At 63.2% G+C, this 14,611-nt stretch carries 14 protein-coding genes; 3 read left to right on the forward strand and 11 right to left on the reverse strand.

Going from position 1 to position 14,611, the window contains the following annotated elements:
• The first annotated feature begins 84 nt into the window (after positions 1-84).
• Positions 85-1,680: an ABC-F family ATP-binding cassette domain-containing protein gene (locus tag O4220_RS21325; protein WP_269607484.1), complete on the forward strand. Its 1,596-nt coding sequence runs from the start codon at positions 85-87 to the stop codon at positions 1,678-1,680.
• Between the two features lie 10 nt (positions 1,681-1,690).
• On the opposite strand, the gene O4220_RS21330 is transcribed toward O4220_RS21325, so the two are convergent.
• The 8 genes from O4220_RS21330 to O4220_RS21365 form a co-directional block, all read right to left on the reverse strand.
• Positions 1,691-3,307: an AMP-binding protein gene (locus tag O4220_RS21330; protein ID WP_269607485.1), complete on the reverse strand. Its 1,617-nt coding sequence runs from the start codon at positions 3,305-3,307 to the stop codon at positions 1,691-1,693.
• Between the two features lie 20 nt (positions 3,308-3,327).
• Positions 3,328-4,629 (reverse strand): DUF2786 domain-containing protein, encoded by a 1,302-nt coding sequence (locus O4220_RS21335; protein WP_269607486.1) that lies wholly within the window; start codon positions 4,627-4,629, stop codon positions 3,328-3,330.
• Positions 4,630-4,719: 90 nt separating this feature from the next.
• The gene (locus O4220_RS21340; protein ID WP_269607487.1) at positions 4,720-5,529 is read right to left on the reverse strand and encodes a hypothetical protein; all 810 of its coding nucleotides are present in this window, start codon (positions 5,527-5,529) and stop codon (positions 4,720-4,722) included.
• 209 nt (positions 5,530-5,738) lie between these two features.
• Complete coding sequence (locus O4220_RS21345) at positions 5,739-7,337, reverse strand: FAD-dependent oxidoreductase (RefSeq protein ID WP_269607488.1); 1,599 nt, start codon at positions 7,335-7,337, stop codon at positions 5,739-5,741.
• A 46-nt stretch (positions 7,338-7,383) separates the two neighbouring features.
• Positions 7,384-8,403 (reverse strand): AurF N-oxygenase family protein, encoded by a 1,020-nt coding sequence (locus O4220_RS21350; protein WP_269607490.1) that lies wholly within the window; start codon positions 8,401-8,403, stop codon positions 7,384-7,386.
• Between the two features lie 93 nt (positions 8,404-8,496).
• Positions 8,497-9,801, reverse strand: coding sequence for a T3SS (YopN, CesT) and YbjN peptide-binding chaperone 1 (locus O4220_RS21355; RefSeq protein WP_269607491.1), 1,305 nt, complete (start codon positions 9,799-9,801; stop codon positions 8,497-8,499).
• A 91-nt stretch (positions 9,802-9,892) separates the two neighbouring features.
• Entirely contained in the window at positions 9,893-11,062 is a 1,170-nt protein-coding gene (locus O4220_RS21360) for a hypothetical protein (protein WP_269607492.1), read from the reverse strand.
• Positions 11,063-11,109: 47 nt separating this feature from the next.
• Positions 11,110-11,784 carry an NUDIX hydrolase gene (locus O4220_RS21365; protein ID WP_269607493.1) on the reverse strand — a complete coding sequence of 225 codons (675 nt, stop codon included), beginning with the start codon at positions 11,782-11,784 and terminating at the stop codon, positions 11,110-11,112.
• A 61-nt stretch (positions 11,785-11,845) separates the two neighbouring features.
• On the opposite strand from O4220_RS21365, the gene O4220_RS21370 reads away from it, so the two are divergent.
• Complete coding sequence (locus O4220_RS21370) at positions 11,846-12,772, forward strand: ADP-ribosylglycohydrolase family protein (RefSeq protein ID WP_269607494.1); 927 nt, start codon at positions 11,846-11,848, stop codon at positions 12,770-12,772.
• Positions 12,769-13,278 carry an O-acetyl-ADP-ribose deacetylase gene (locus O4220_RS21375; protein WP_269607495.1) on the forward strand — a complete coding sequence of 170 codons (510 nt, stop codon included), beginning with the start codon at positions 12,769-12,771 and terminating at the stop codon, positions 13,276-13,278. Before O4220_RS21370 ends, O4220_RS21375 begins: the two co-directional genes overlap by 4 nt.
• Before the next feature lie 6 nt (positions 13,279-13,284).
• Here the strand turns inward: O4220_RS21375 and O4220_RS21380 are convergent, their stop codons facing one another.
• The 3 genes from O4220_RS21380 to O4220_RS27855 all read right to left on the reverse strand — a co-directional run bounded on the left by O4220_RS21380 (position 13,285) and on the right by O4220_RS27855 (position 14,488).
• Positions 13,285-13,971: an excalibur calcium-binding domain-containing protein gene (locus O4220_RS21380; protein ID WP_269607497.1), complete on the reverse strand. Its 687-nt coding sequence runs from the start codon at positions 13,969-13,971 to the stop codon at positions 13,285-13,287.
• A 167-nt stretch (positions 13,972-14,138) separates the two neighbouring features.
• Complete coding sequence (locus O4220_RS27850; RefSeq protein WP_332112864.1) at positions 14,139-14,342, reverse strand: hypothetical protein; 204 nt, start codon at positions 14,340-14,342, stop codon at positions 14,139-14,141.
• Positions 14,339-14,488 carry a hypothetical protein gene (locus O4220_RS27855; protein ID WP_332112865.1) on the reverse strand — a complete coding sequence of 50 codons (150 nt, stop codon included), beginning with the start codon at positions 14,486-14,488 and terminating at the stop codon, positions 14,339-14,341. Before O4220_RS27855 ends, O4220_RS27850 begins: the two co-directional genes overlap by 4 nt.
• Between the last annotated feature and the right edge of the window lie 123 nt (positions 14,489-14,611).

Genomic DNA, 14,611 nt, shown 5'->3' on the forward strand with positions numbered 1-14,611 from the left:
AAATCGGACGGTGCTGCGCGCGGCTAGAGTGAGCGAGCCCGGTTCGACGACTCAGCGGACCCGTGTTTCAGGAGAAGTGAACGCTTGAGCTGGATCCGCTTGAACGACGTTGCCAAGGGATACGACCAGAAGGTGATGCTGCGCGAGGTGTTCTTTCGTCTCGCCGACGGTGATCGCATCGGACTGATCGGCCGCAACGGAACGGGCAAGACCACCCTGCTGCAGCTTCTTCTCGGGCGTGAGACACCCGATTCCGGAACCGTCGACGTCACCGAGGGCGCACGAATCGGTTACTTCTCGCAGTTCTCCGAGCTGGATGGCGATCGCAGCATTCAAGCGGAGCTCGAATCGCTGTTCGGCGCCGTCCACGACATCGAGACCGAATTGGCCGAGGTCGAGGCCGCATTGGGCGGCGATCTCGACGAGAAGCAGATGTACAAGCTCGTCGACCGCCAAGCCGAACTGCTCGACGCCATGGAGAACAGCGGCGGTTGGACCTACCACCAGCAGATCGACACGGTGCTGTCGATGCTCGGATTCAACGCCGAACGACGTGAGCTCCCCGTCGATCGACTGTCCGGTGGTTGGCGCAACCGCGCAGCGTTGGCCAAGATCCTGATCGAGGCCCCGGACGTCTTGCTCCTCGACGAACCGACGAACTTCCTCGATGTTGCCGGAATCGCGTGGCTCGAACGTTGGCTACGAGATTTCCGCGGTGCGCTTCTCGTTGTCTCGCACGACCGCGCGTTCCTCGAGCAGGTGGTGACCAGCATCGTCGAGATCGAGAACCACCACCTGCAGACGTACGATGGTAGCTACTCGGAATACGTTCAGCAGAAGCAGTTTCGACTCAAGAACCTCGAACGCGAGTTCAGCAACGAACAACAGCTACTGGCCTACGAGCAAGAAGCGATCAGTGATCGCAAGGAAGCAGTGAAGAACCCCAGCGGGGTGCTCAAACGTCGATTGGCGAACATCAAGAAGAGCAAGAGTCCACGACCGGTCGACACGGTGGTCACCGCGATCTACGGCGGTCTGCATGTGCACGACAACCTGGCGGAGATCAACGGGCTCGCCAAAAGCTATGGCGAGCAACGACTCTTCGAGAACATCTCCTTCACCGTGCACCGTGGTGACCGCATCGCCATCACTGGACCCAATGGATGTGGAAAGACGACTCTCGTCGACATTCTCGTCGGTGCCGAGCAACCGGACAGCGGCAAGATCAAATGGAAGACCAAAGCGCCGTCGTTCATCTACTACAACCAGGTGCTGGCCGATCTCGATCTCGACGACACGGTGTCGCATTCGGTGAACGCGATGCCGGGCAGTCTCGCTCTGACGGCGACGAAGAAGGAAGTCCACCGCTTTCTCACGTTGTTGCAGTTCTCCGAGATGGATCTCAAGTCGAAGATCGGCGTGCTGTCCGGAGGGCAAAAGGCACGAGTTGCATTGGCGCAGTGCCTTTTGTTCGGCGCAGGCGTCATCGTGCTCGACGAGCCCACCAACCACCTCGACTTGCAGAGCACCCAGGTGCTCGAACGCGCGCTGATGGCCTTTCCCGGCGCGGTGATCCTGGTGAGCCACGACCGGTTCTTCGTCGAAAAAGTCGCGTTCAGGCAGTTGTCGTTCGACGGTAAGGGCGGCGTCACCGAGATCGCCGGTGTCCAGATGGCATGACCAGAGTGGGCTAGCCGTTGATCTTGGACGCGGACGTACCCCACTCGGCGTCGCGCAGCTCCTTCTTCCTGATCTTGCCGGTCGATGTCTTCGGCAGCTCGACGATGAATTCGACGTTGCGAGGGGCTTTGTACGACGCGATGGCCGATTTCACGTGCGCTACGAGCTCGGCTTCCGAGGCGTCCGCGCCGGGCACCAGCACCACGAACGCCTTCGGTCGCTCTCCCCACTTGTCGTCGGGCACCCCGATGACCGCAACATCGGCGACGGCAGGATGGCTCGCCAGCGCCTGCTCCACCTCGATGGTCGAGATGTTCTCGCCGCCGGAAATGACGACGTCCTTGGCGCGATCGAGTAGCTGAACGTAGCCGTCGGGATGCATCACCCCGAGGTCACCGGAATGGAACCAGCCGCCCGCGAAAGCCTGTGTCGTTCCGGCGGTGTCGTTGTAATACCCCTTCATGACGTTGTTGCCGCGCATGACGATCTCGCCCATCTCGCCGCCGTCGGGTTCGACGTCGATCAACACTCCACCGGGACCGGGCTTGTCGCGTACCACGCGCAGACGGTCTGCAGTGAGCATGCCGACTCCCTGTCTGGCCAAACGACGAGCCTGTTCGTCGGCGTCCAGTTCGAGCCACTCCTGCTTTGCCTCGCACACCGAATAGGGACCGTAGGTTTCGGTGAGGCCGTAGACGTGTACGAGCGTTGCTCCCAATGCTCGAATCTTGGCGATGATCGTGGGGCTCGGAGGAGCTCCCGCTGTGACGATGGTCAGCGGTCGATCGAGCGAATGTGCCTCTGCAGCAGTGGCGAGAGTAGTCAACACGGTCGGCGCGCCGGCAAGGTGATCGACGCCGTTGTCTATTGCCGACCAGATGGCGTCGCCGCGCACTCCGCGAAGGCATACGTGTGTGCCGGATGCGGCCGTGACCGCCCACGTGGTGCACCACCCGTTGCAGTGAAACATCGGCAGTGTCCATAAATAGCGGGTGTCGACGCCGAATCCCTGATGGTGCAGTTCTCCCAGGGAATTGAGGTAGGCACCGCGGTGGGTGTACATCACGCCCTTGGGTCGACCGGTGGTGCCCGAGGTGTAGTTGATCGTGATGGTCGACGTCTCGTCGTCGACCTCCCACTCCATCGGTTCGTCCGTGCCCCGTTCGAGGAATGCGTCGTATCGAGTGGTGTGCGGCAGCTTCTCGTACGCGCCGTCCACCGAGGGAGTCTCTACGATCTCGGTGACCGAATCTGCGATGGGATCTGTTCCGAGGCCGGACAGTAATGCCGAATCACCCACCAACAGAACGGAACCGGAGTGATCGCAGATGTAGCGAACTTCGTCCGGTGAGAGCCTGGTGTTGATCGCGACCAGAACGGCACCGGCCAGCGGCACCGCGTAGTGCGCGAACAGCAGCTCCGCCGAGTTCGACGCCATGTAGGCCACCCGATCGCCGTGGCCGACCCCCGACGCGCGCAGTGCATGCGCGAGCCGGGTGACAGCGGCGGCGAATTGTTCGTAGGTGATGGATCGCGGACCATCCTCCACGGCGGTCTTGTGGGGATGAACCTCCGCAGCGCGTTCGAGGAAGCGAAGTGGCGTCAGTGGAGTATCCAGACCGGTCATGTCAGCCAATGTAGCGCGCACTACGAGGCCAGATCGGATTTGTCGATACGTTCGCGCCCACCGGTAAGGTCGGCGCGTTCGGCGGCGGCCCGGCCTGCAAGCCACCCCTGAGCGTTGTCGCTGCCGAACGTGATCGTTTTCGTCGATGGGTACCGGGCAGCGTACGCGCGGTCCACGGCGTCGGATCGCTTCGCCATGATCGGCACCAGAGCCGATCCGTGTTGTTGCGTCGCCGCTGCAGTAGCTCGCGAGCGTGCGTCGTGCAGTCGTTCGCCGATTCGGTGGGCATAGGCGATCAAGAATGCGTGACGAAAGCTGCGAGTCCGCGAGGTCGGCGACTCGCCGACTTCGTCGAGTGCGCGTGCCGATTGGACCAGTAACGAGGTGTACAGAAGCTCGCAGAGATCGAGATCGACGGGCAGACCGATCACGGTGGCCAAGAGATACTTCTTCTTCCATACCGTTCTGGCACCGTTGGCCTTGCACACACTGTGCAGCAGAAGAAGTTTGGCCTTCGAGTACGGATTGCTCACCATGATGCGGCGACTGATTACGTCGTCGACCATGCTGCCAGGGTTTCCTGCATCGAGAAGTGCGCTGTCGATCGCATGTCGCGTCATCAGGTCCTGGGCCTTGGCCGACAATGCCTCGGCTTCAGCGGGGAATTGTGTCGACTCGGCCTTCGCCAAGAGCCCTCGTATCCTGCCGAGCATCTTCGAGTCCGCCACCCGCCGGGGACCGGAAGGCGTGGTGCGTAAGGTCCATTCAGCCGGAGGGGGCAGCAGTGTCTCGAGGGGTAACAACCATGTCGCGCAGCCGAGTACGAGCAACAGGGTGTACCACGACTGCGTCGACGATCGCCGGTTGTACGAACGCCACCGCCGAAGACGGTCGGCAGAGGTGCCGCCTGCGGAGTCGACGTTCAGCTCGGACAACTGATCTCGCCAGGATTCCGGAGCAATGCTGTCGGCGGAACTTCGCGCCGCGTGAGCGCCGATAGCCTCGATCATGACCACCGCGCCGTCGCCTCCGGCGCTCTGACGCGTCACGTGTACCAGTTCGGTGGGCTGCCAGCCGTTCTCGAATGCCGTGTCGAGAGCATCGTCGAGTATTTTCGCTGCGCGATCGTGCACCGAACAAGCTCCGTTGGTTTCGTCCGCAGCGGACAGGCGTTCCGCGATCAACTGGGTCATGTCCTTCGCCGACGACCCCAATTGGGCGAAACCGATTCCGCTGTCGAGCAATTCGTTCGGATCAGCACCGTCTCGCACATTGTTTGTGCGTGAATACTTGAAAAAACTGTTCAAATCGATACGACTCATCGTCGTCCCCTCCACGTCCCCCGGTGTGGTCGCCGAACTTTTCGGTGAATCGCAGAGTAGGGGAGGGGTCCGACAAGTTATTCGAACATGTCAGCGAGGAGCGAGCATCTGCAACAGTTCTTCGACCGACGGCAGGCCGGGAATCACGGGAAGGTTCGGAACAGGAGCGGCGGCGGGCGGCGCCGTCAACTCGACGCCTCCGAGCGTTGTCAACACGTCGTCGGTATTGGACCGGGTCGATCCGTATGTATTGGATGCAATGACGAAATCATCGCCGATCGACGCCGATGCGACCACACTCGATCGGTCGTCGGCCCATCCCCATTTGGTCCCGATCACGCCGGGCAACTGCTCGGTGCCCCAGTCCTGAACCATTCCGTCGCGTGCCACAGGTGCCGCCGTGGTCATCCAGGCCAGTACCGGGCTGGCCGGATCGGTGCGTTTCTTTGCCGCCAGGAATCGGACGGTGTCGGCTGTACTGGTGTACGAACTGCCCCAGAATCCGCCACGCGAGGTGGAGGTGAGCCCGAACTCCGCCGCAGTCGCGTCGATGGCCTGGGGATATTTGTTGTCGAGGACCGAGGCGGCACCGTCGTCACTGACCTGGACCATGCGTGCGGCCAGGTCGCGATCTCGCGGCGAACCGTCTCCGAAGCGAACGACGTAGTCGGCCATGTAGAGCTTGACCGTCGACAGCCCGGGACGTGCGGAATTGTCCTCGGCACTGCCGACGTACGTGCCCGTCGGCACGTGTTCGTACGAGATCGAGGTTCGGGATGGCACGTCGGCGAAGTCAGCGGGTGTGGGCAGAGCCTGTGCCGGTGCGGCGCAGGTCAAGGCCAATGCAATGCCGACAATTGGGACAGCGGCTCTGAGGACGTTGCGTCGTAGGCCCGGCATCTCGGTCTCCTCGAGGTGTAGGCCCGCCGCTGTTCGGTGGCCGATGCGTGAAACTACCCCGATGGTAGACGGTTCAACCTCGCGCCGCCTTCCCCGGTTCTGCGGCCTTCGTCACCTGGATGAATGTGGCTCTGTTGCAGTTGGAGTGACTGGCGGGCGCATTGATCCAGTCAGCGGGCGTGATACCGCCGGACACAAAGGGCTGGTAGTCAGGACCGGCGCAGCGTCGACAGCATCTCTCGCGAGCGCTGAAGTGGCCCACGACTCGATTCGGCGGGCCAGGTGCTGGGCAACTCGATCGGATCGGTGAGACGACCTGCGTTGAAGTCGTCGACCAGATGTCCGACGGTTTCCTGGGCGCAGGATTTGTTGGTGCCGATGAATCCCGAGGGGCCGCGTTTGATCCAACCGGTGACGTAGCTGCCGACCGACGTCTGCCCGCCTGTTTCCTCCAGCACGCGACCGCCGGTGTTGGGAATGATGCCGCCGAGATCGTCGAAGGGAACCCCGGGCAACGCAACTCCGCGGTAGCCGATGGATGTGAGGACCAGTCCGGCGTCGAGGGTGTCGACTTCACCGGTCGGAGTGCTGCGCACCACGTCGTCACCGTCAGCGGTCAGACCCATCCGCTCGAACTCGATGCCCGTCACTCGATCGGTGCCGAGGATGCGGGTGGGGGAGAGCAGGTATCGCAGCGTGATTCGCTTCCGGCCGTCGCTGTGCTCGGGGGTTTCGTCGACGTGGCGAAGAAGTTGAAGCTTCTGCGCCACAGCGTGAGGTAGGTCTTCGGTAGCGGCGAGGCGGACCGTCACCGGGTCGAGTGCGAGTTCGCTGCGGTCGATTGCCAGATCGATATCGGAGACGGTGAGCAATCCGGCGAACTCGGGAACGGTGAATGCAGACTGGGCAACGCCTCGGCGGCCGACGACGACTACCTCACGAATAGAGCTGTGGCGCAGGGCGTCCAGGGCGTGGGGTGCGATGTCGGTCTGGGCGAGCGATTCCGGATCCATGGTCAGGACGCGGGCGACGTCCAGTGCCACGTTGCCGTTCCCGATGATGACGGCGCGCTCGTGTGAAAGATCGAACGTGCGGTGTGCGTGATCGGGGTGGCCGTTGTACCAGGCGACGAAGTCGGTTGCCGAACTGCGGCCCGGCAATTCGGCACCGGGAATGCGGAGTTCCCGGTCCGACGATGCCCCGACTGCGTAGATCACGGCGTGGTGGGTGTCCATCAACTCGTCGTGGGTGATGTCCTTGCCGACCTCGACGCCGAGGTGGAAGGTGAATCCCTCCTGCGCAGAGATGGTCTCGAACAGGCGTGACACCTGACGTGTCTTCTGATGGTCGGGTGCGACGCCGAGGCGAGCGAGGCCGTGTGGCAGCGGGAGTTTGTCGTAGACATCGACTGTCACACCCGGTTGCGTGAGCAGCTCGTCCGCCGCGTACATCGCCGACGGTCCGGATCCGACGATCGCGACTCGAAGGGGTTGACGATCGCGCGAGACCGATGCTGCCGGCGTGACCGGTGCCAAGATCGGCCGAGGCGGGCGCTCCTGCTTGTAGAAGTCCGCATTGATCGTCAGGAACGGCAGTTGAGCCTCGGTCAGTTTTGCTTGCGGCACGATGGCGTCGACCGGGCAGGCCGAGACACATGCGCCGCAGTCGACACACGATTGCGGGTCGATGTGCAGCATCTCTGCCGTCAGGAAGTCAGGCTCGTCGGGGGTGGGATGAATGCAGTTGACGGGGCACGCGTAGACGCACGACGCGTCGCTGCAACATGACTGGGTGACGACGTGGGGCATGAGGGGTTCCTGACGGCAGTGGCAAGAATGGCTGAGCGGCGAGGGGCTATGCGGCGAACTGGCTCGAGCTGCGATCGGGCTCGCTACGGAAACGCGAGGCCTTGCCGTCGATTCCGCACATCTTCCACATCAGGCGAGCGGCACGATTCATCATGCCGGTGTCGGTGGCCAGCATGCGGACGTCGCCGAAGTAGTCCTGCAGTGCGTGCTGCGATTCCGGGGTACCCCAGAACAGGTCCTTCTTCACCTGCTTCGGGATATCGAATTTCGTCCAGAACTTTTTCGGCGGAATGACGATGACGTCGCACAGGATGCGCATCGTGATCGGGAAGGCGAGTGAAAGCAAGAACCGTCCGGCCTTGGACATCTTGGGGACTCGACGACGAAGCAGTTGGTGTGCGAACGAGATGTGTCGCGCTTCCTCGGCAACGTGGATGGCCATGACGCTCTGCATGATCGGGTGGATGTCTTCACCGGACCGCAGGACCGACTTCTGAATGTGGTCGATGGGCTCTTCGCCTGCGAGAACGCCGACGAAGAACAGTTCCGGCAGCAGTGTGGCGAACAGCGGGATGAAGGGAGACAGCATCTTCATCGGCCGACTCATGCCGGGGGCATCGGAACCGACGCGGTTGACCATCTCCTGGAACATCAGGGTGTGATTGCACTCTTCGATCGACTCGTGGGTGCAGTAGCGCGCCTCAGCGGAGCCGTTGGGCAGCGAAAAGACGTACTGCATCATGCCGCGGATCAGGATGTTCTCGAATTGCAGACCGACCTTCGCGACATTGGCCTGACGCCACATGCCGATCTCGATCTGCCTGTCCAGCGGAAGCGCTCGGTACCAGGCGTGGCCGCCGATCGGATCGGTTTTGGCCGGCAGCACCCATCGAGGATCGTTCGCGGGAACTGCGAACTTCTCGGACTCCCAGTCGATGTCCACGTAGGGGTCGAAGTGCTTGTGCACCGAGCCCTCGGACAGCAACGTGAGCGTCTCGACGTACTGCTGCTCGTCCGCAGCGTCGGCGTCGACCGAAACGGACGTATTGCTTGTCGTCAGTGTCATGGCTTCTCCAAACGAAGTGCGAACATTAGGGTTAATGTAACCCGAGTTAACACAAAAGGGAAGCGTGTTGGAAAGACTCTGATCAGCAGTTGTCTACTGGTCGTCCGAACGCTCTTCGGACACCTCGGCCACTTCATCGGTCTCGAACAGCTGTAGCTGGATCGCCGAAGGATCTACCACCGGCGTGACCTGCTCGGGAGTGCTGCGCAGCACATCGCGGAGGGCAGAGACTGCCCGGCTCCAGTTGGCCGCTTCTCGATCTGCCTCGTCCACGTCGCAGTGTTCGTCGCCCAGATCCGCGGCAACCGCCATCCCACGCCACGACGCCTCTTGTTCGGCGCTGATCCGCAGGTACGACACGACGACATCGCGATCCGACGAGCAACACTCCAGAACGGCATGCAGATCGAGCGGTTCCTCGTCGGACCGGGCGAGCAGATCGACCAATTCGAGTAGACCGTCGGGAAAATCGTCCGCGTCGACCGTGGGCGGCGTCGGCTCCCCGAGCACGCCTCCGAAATCCTCGGCGAACTTGTCGTCGACCTGCTCCCACACGTGACTGAGCATGCGCACCGCCCACAGCAGGTGATCGGCGACGAAGGGCGACCCGCTCACTCGCACCTGAGCGACGATGCAGTCCTGAACCAGGTGCAGCATCACATCCGGCAGTTGCAGGTTCAGGTCGACCAACAATTCCGCCGCGCGAGTGCGGCCGGACACCGCATGGACCAGCGTCGAATTGATCTCGACCACCGGTTCGGTGGGTTTGACCGACACGTACGCGGTGCCACCCACGAACCGCAGCGGAATGTCACCGTCGGGGTCATGATCCGGTGGGAAGCCGAACCACGGCTCGAGAGCGCGATCGACGAGCTGCTGCAGATGTTCCTTCCCCTTGGGCTGAACGCACAGCGGTACTACGGAGACGTCGGGCTCGGTGATGGCGATGTCGAAACTCGGTACGTCGTAGCGCCCGGTGGCGCGTGAGCTCAGAAACGACGGGTGTGGCAGGCCCCAGATGTCACGGAACACCGCGACGGTCTTCTTCGCCAGATCATCGGACCACGAACGATTGCGATCCACGTGTGGCGCCGTCGGCTCGTCGTTGCGCGAAATGTGAAATCCCAATGCACTCAACGCATCTCGCTGGTCGCCGGTGATGGCTCGGCTGCTGTGCAGGTGTTCGTTCGCCGGTATCTCGCAGCGGACCATATCGAGATCCCAGGCATAGAACTGCACGCAGGCGGCGGTGTCGGGGACACCGTCGGTGGTGTCGTATCGCGATTCGATCACCAACGCATCGCCGTCGCGCATGGCGTTGACGTAGTCGCCGAGCGTGCGCTGGAACTGCATCCAAGCGGCATCGACGTCGAAGTCGAACTCGAGTGAATCGCTCATGTCGGCTCCTTACCCAGATCGCGCTGACGTAACGCGGACTCGATCACGCTAGCGGCGACCACCGACACGATCTCGGCGATCGCGGGGGCGATCACGACGATGCCGAATCCTCGGGCGATTGCACCAGTGGGTCGTCGAGAGAATCGTCGTCGAGCGCACCGAAGGGCTGTGCCTCGGCCACGCCGTCCAACACCGCCGGACGTAGGGCGTGCGGAACGGCCAGCACTTCTTCGATCCTGACGAGAATGCCCTGTTCGATCAGCGATCGAACACGGTGATCGATCAACTGGGCCGTGCGCAGATCCTCGCCTTCCAGATCGGCGTAGTCCTCGCCCTCGTTGTTGACCGGTAGCTCTTCGGTCATGGCGGCGAGCAACGTCTGCACCGCAAAGGTGTTGGCCAGTGACCGAGACACGTCGGGGTCGTCGGCATCGCCCGACAGCTGCACCCGCACATGCTCGGCAACCAGTTCGTGCACAGTCTCCGCGCCGCGGCCGGCCAGTGAATGCGCATTGTCGCCCGGCCTGGCGGCGTCACCGTCGATGCGAATCAATTCGGTCGCGATGGCCGTCGACCAGTAATCGACCGTAGCGACACCCGCCCCCACCTCGGTGGGATCGAACGGAGCCGAACCGGCTGCGCGCTGCAGATGAGCATCGTCCGACACTGCCAGCCCATCGGCGACCCGCGCGACTATGTCGTCCAGTGCCGGCAACAGTGGCAGCGCCGAGATGGCCGCCAGCTCCTGTGCGAGAGACACGTCGGGAAGGTCGATGTCGTCGGCGTCGAGCATGTCGGGCTCGTCGCCTTCGAGGAAGTCCGAGAGGTCTTCCATGCAGTGCGCGTAGTCCTCGGGCGTGCCGTCCCAGAGGTCGGTTTCGTCGAGGAAGGTCAGGTATTGCAGAGATGTGAGCACAAGATTGACTGCGGTGTCCTCGGCCGTATCGGACTCCTCCTGGAGGATGCGTTCCGCGGCGTCCACCAGCAAGTGCGCATCGGCCGGCAGCCAGGCGCTGGGGGAGAAGCCGTTCCGGGCTCCGGAGAGCTGGGTCAGCGTCGACGAGACGAGCCGTGAGATCGCCTCCGACTGTTCCGACATCTCGCTCTCGTCCAGCCACTCCACGAACCCGTCGATCAGATCGGCGATCCGTTCGGTGTCGGAGCCGGACGGAGCCGGTCGGGATTGCTGATGACGCCGTTGCCGGGCCTTGGTCTTTTCTGCACGTTTCTGTCCGCGGTTGGCAGGCCGCTTCGATCCCATGAGTGGCAGCTTATCTGCTGGGATGTCCGGTTTCGTCGGTCGATGCCTCAGTCGAGCAGGAACGCGCCCGCCGACGGCGGAAGAGTCGGGCTCGGAAGTCGGCGATACAGCTCGGCCGGCCGGCCGCCGCCCGCGGCCGACGTGGTGCCCGTCCCCTCGAGGGAGCCCAGTACATGGCGTCGAAACGTGTCTTTCGGCAGCGATCGATCGAACACGATCTCGTAGAGCTCGCGTAGTTCGAGAAGTGTGAATTCCTCGTCGATCAGCAGCGCGGGATCCACCTCGCGTGCGTAGCGTTCACGGAGGTCGAGAACCGCCTCGGTCACCATCTCACCATGGTCGAAGGCGAGCGGTGATGCCGGTCGTCCCCGGTCGATCAGCACGAATTCGTTTGTTGCAGAAAGTGATCGGTTCGAGACCGCAGCGCTGTGCGCCATCGACAGAACCCATCCACGGTCGTCCCGATGCGGAGCGTCGAACATTCTCAGTTGGTGAAATGTGAGATCGACGATGCCGGACTTGGTCCGCAGTGCTCGGTCTGCAGCGTCGGCGAGATTCTCCTCGGGTCGCAGGAATGTCCCGGGTAGAGCGTGTCCTCGTTCGGTCGGCACGACGACCGCGTGCAATCGACGTTCGCGGACGGTCAGTACTGCGACATCGACCGCCACGGACGGGCGGGGGTAGTCGGTCAGAGCTTTGCCGTCTCGGTCTTGCCAGGTCATGTGTTGCATCTTAACGTGAATCTGATCTAAGGTTAGATCAACATCGAGCTAAGGGGTAGGCATGCAGTTGAGCGACATTCAGCACGATCGAGCGAGAGGCGTTCTGCTCGGAACCGCAGTAGGAGACGCATTGGGCGCGGGTTACGAGTTCGGATATCCCTCTCCGGAGACCGAGATCGACATGATCGGCGGCGGTTCGTTCGACTGGGCTCCGGGAGAATGGACCGACGACACCTCGATGGCACTCTGCGTCGCGCGTGCACTGGAAGCAGGCGGGGACGTCGACGACATTGCCGAGAACTTTCGCGCATGGTTCGCGCAGAACCCGCCCGACGTAGGAAATCAAACCCGCGCCGTGCTCTCGCAGACCACACGTGCTGGCGCAGACATGACGGCAGCGGCCGCGTCGTTGCCGGGGAGAACCGGCGGCAACGGATCGCTCATGCGTACCGCGCCCGTCGCGTTGGCCTACCTCGACGATGCGGCGGGCTGTCTAGCTGCCGCGGCGCGGATCAGTGCCCTGACGCATTCCGACCCGAGGGCCGGTGAGGCGTGTCAATTGTGGAGTCACGCAATCCGATACGCAGTTCTACACGGTACGTACGACGGCGTCACCGAGTTCCTCGACGAGGCTGCGCGCGAGGTGCGGGACTACTGGCGGCCGCTGATTCATCAGGCACAGGTGGGGGAGCCTGCCGACTTCTCGAACAACGGTTGGGTGGTGCACGCGCTGCAGACGGCATGGTGGGCAATCCATCGCAGCGCCGGCGAAGAACGGCCCCTGTCGGCCGCTCTCGAACTGTGCGTTCGTGCAGGCGGTGACACCGACACCACGGCGGCCATTGCGGGAGGACTCCTCGGAGCGCGCTGGGGAGCCTCGGCCGTGCCGCGCGGCTGGCGCGACATCGTCCACGGTTACCCCGGTTTCCGCGCCGACGATCTGGACCGAATCACCTCGAACATCACTGCAGTGAAGGAACTTTCATGACCATCATCGACGTCGTTCAGGGCGACATCACGGACGTGGCGGCCGGCGCGATCGTCAACGCCGCCAACGCACGTCTGCTCGGCGGCGGTGGGGTCGACGGTGCTATCCACCGCGCCGGTGGGCCGACGATCCTCGCGGAATGCAAGGCGCTGCGGGCCACCACCCTGCCGCACGGCCTCGACGTCGGCGCAGCCGTCGCGACCACTGCCGGCAGATTGCGAGCCGACTGTGTCATCCACACCGTCGGTCCGCGATACTCCCAGCACGAGGACAGATCGGAGTTGCTGCGCTCGTGCTACGGCCGAAGTCTGGCCCTCGCTGCGTCGATGAATCTGAAGTCCATCGCATTTCCGTTGATATCCGGTGGATCCTTCGGATGGCCGATGCACGACGCAGTGACTCAGCAGGTGGTGGCCGTGAAAGCTGCGAGGCCATCGGTCGAACTGGTCATGCTGGTCGCGTACTCCCACTCGACCGCCGAGTTGACGCGGCGATTGGTGGGTTGACAGCGATCAGGTGTCGCAACCGATCCCATCCTTGTCGCGGTCGAGTTTCGAGCTGTAGCCCGGCTCGCCCGCGTAGATCGGGGCCGCGCCCGCCGCGCGGACCGCATCGCAATTGGCGTAGGAGACGACGGGAGGCACCGCGACCAGCGGCGCGGGAGCGGTGTAGACCGGCTCCGGTGTGTAGGCCGGCTCGGGGATGTACACGGGCTCGGGATCGGGCAGTGGAATGTACTCCGACGTCGTCGGCACCTCGATGATGGCGGCTACTGCTTCGGTCGTCGGGGCCACGGTGGTCGTCGTGGTCGGCGTCGGGGTGGTGGTCGACGGCGGCGCGGACGTCGTCGTGACGGTCGGCAAGGCCGGCACGGCCGCGACCGGAGCGACGGCGGGGGTCTCGGGTTCGGTAGTGGTGGTCAGTCCCATGACGATCAGGGCGGGGAGCACTGCGATGGCCGGTACGGCCCACCCTCGACGACCGCGACTGGGCGACAAGTAGAGATATGCGACGCCCGCTCCGACCATCAGTGCGCCCACGAGCAGCGCACCGAACTCGAACGACACGAGCGCGCCGATCAAGAAGATCACGCCGAAAACGATTGCAACCCAAGCGAACACCTTCCCGAACAGGGGGCGGCGTGGAGTCTCGGGCTCGGGCGCGGGGCGCTGGAAGGGTGGTGGGTAGGCGCTGGTCATGGGTCGTCCTCGGGTCGCGAATGGTGTCGATACCGCGGAAACGATGTGCCGCGAGACCGGAAGCAACCACTCGATTCAGTCGGAACCGGTCGGTCGCATTTCCGTTCACCATGTCGCAGTCACGCTGTTTGTCGTTACACCCGACCCGATAACGACAACCGCATCGATCAATAGCGTTCGCGAAAGCCACCGATCGCGGTGATGGCATTGCCGTCGGGATCGACAACGGTGCTCAGTCGAACGCCTTTGTTCGCGTCGACGATGTCGCCGAACTCGACCCCTCGTGCACGCGCCGAAGCGACGAACGAGTCGAGATCGTCGACGGCTACGTTGAACTGCGACGACCCTGCTCGCTCGGGATCGACCGTCACCTGCACCCACGCTGCGGGGGCGCCTGCCACTCCACCAAACTCGGCATCGGGTTGTTGTCTGCGGGCCGATCGAACAGGCGGCGATACCAGGTGGCGGCCGAATCGATATCGCGTACCGCGATCACTGCAAAGACATGTTCGAACATGTCGTTCTCCTTCGTGTCGGCAAGAGGTTCACGGATACTGACCGGGATCGGCGGCCGGACTCATCGCGCGGAACCTGTCGCCGGGCTCGAGTAGGGTCGTCACGAGTCCGAAATCGGGCTCTC

The organism is Rhodococcus ruber (assembly GCF_027270735.1).
GTDB lineage: Bacteria > Actinomycetota > Actinomycetes > Mycobacteriales > Mycobacteriaceae > Rhodococcoides > Rhodococcoides rubrum_A.

Excerpts from the sequence above, each read along its gene's own strand:
- O4220_RS21360 (WP_269607492.1), bottom strand. The coding sequence starts at position 11,062 with ATGGGATCGAAGCGGCCTGCCAACCGCGGACAGAAACGTGCAGAAAAG.
- O4220_RS21335 (WP_269607486.1), bottom strand. The coding sequence starts at position 4,629 with ATGAGTCGTATCGATTTGAACAGTTTTTTCAAGTATTCACGCACAAAC.
- O4220_RS21340 (WP_269607487.1), bottom strand. The coding sequence starts at position 5,529 with ATGCCGGGCCTACGACGCAACGTCCTCAGAGCCGCTGTCCCAATTGTC.
- O4220_RS21330 (WP_269607485.1), bottom strand. The coding sequence starts at position 3,307 with ATGACCGGTCTGGATACTCCACTGACGCCACTTCGCTTCCTCGAACGC.
- O4220_RS21370 (WP_269607494.1), top strand. The coding sequence starts at position 11,846 with ATGCAGTTGAGCGACATTCAGCACGATCGAGCGAGAGGCGTTCTGCTC.
- O4220_RS21365 (WP_269607493.1), bottom strand. The coding sequence starts at position 11,784 with ATGACCTGGCAAGACCGAGACGGCAAAGCTCTGACCGACTACCCCCGC.
- O4220_RS27855 (WP_332112865.1), bottom strand. The coding sequence starts at position 14,488 with ATGTTCGAACATGTCTTTGCAGTGATCGCGGTACGCGATATCGATTCG.
- O4220_RS21350 (WP_269607490.1), bottom strand. The coding sequence starts at position 8,403 with ATGACACTGACGACAAGCAATACGTCCGTTTCGGTCGACGCCGACGCT.
- O4220_RS21375 (WP_269607495.1), top strand. The coding sequence starts at position 12,769 with ATGACCATCATCGACGTCGTTCAGGGCGACATCACGGACGTGGCGGCC.
- O4220_RS21345 (WP_269607488.1), bottom strand. The coding sequence starts at position 7,337 with ATGCCCCACGTCGTCACCCAGTCATGTTGCAGCGACGCGTCGTGCGTC.
- O4220_RS21380 (WP_269607497.1), bottom strand. The coding sequence starts at position 13,971 with ATGACCAGCGCCTACCCACCACCCTTCCAGCGCCCCGCGCCCGAGCCC.
- O4220_RS21355 (WP_269607491.1), bottom strand. The coding sequence starts at position 9,801 with ATGAGCGATTCACTCGAGTTCGACTTCGACGTCGATGCCGCTTGGATG.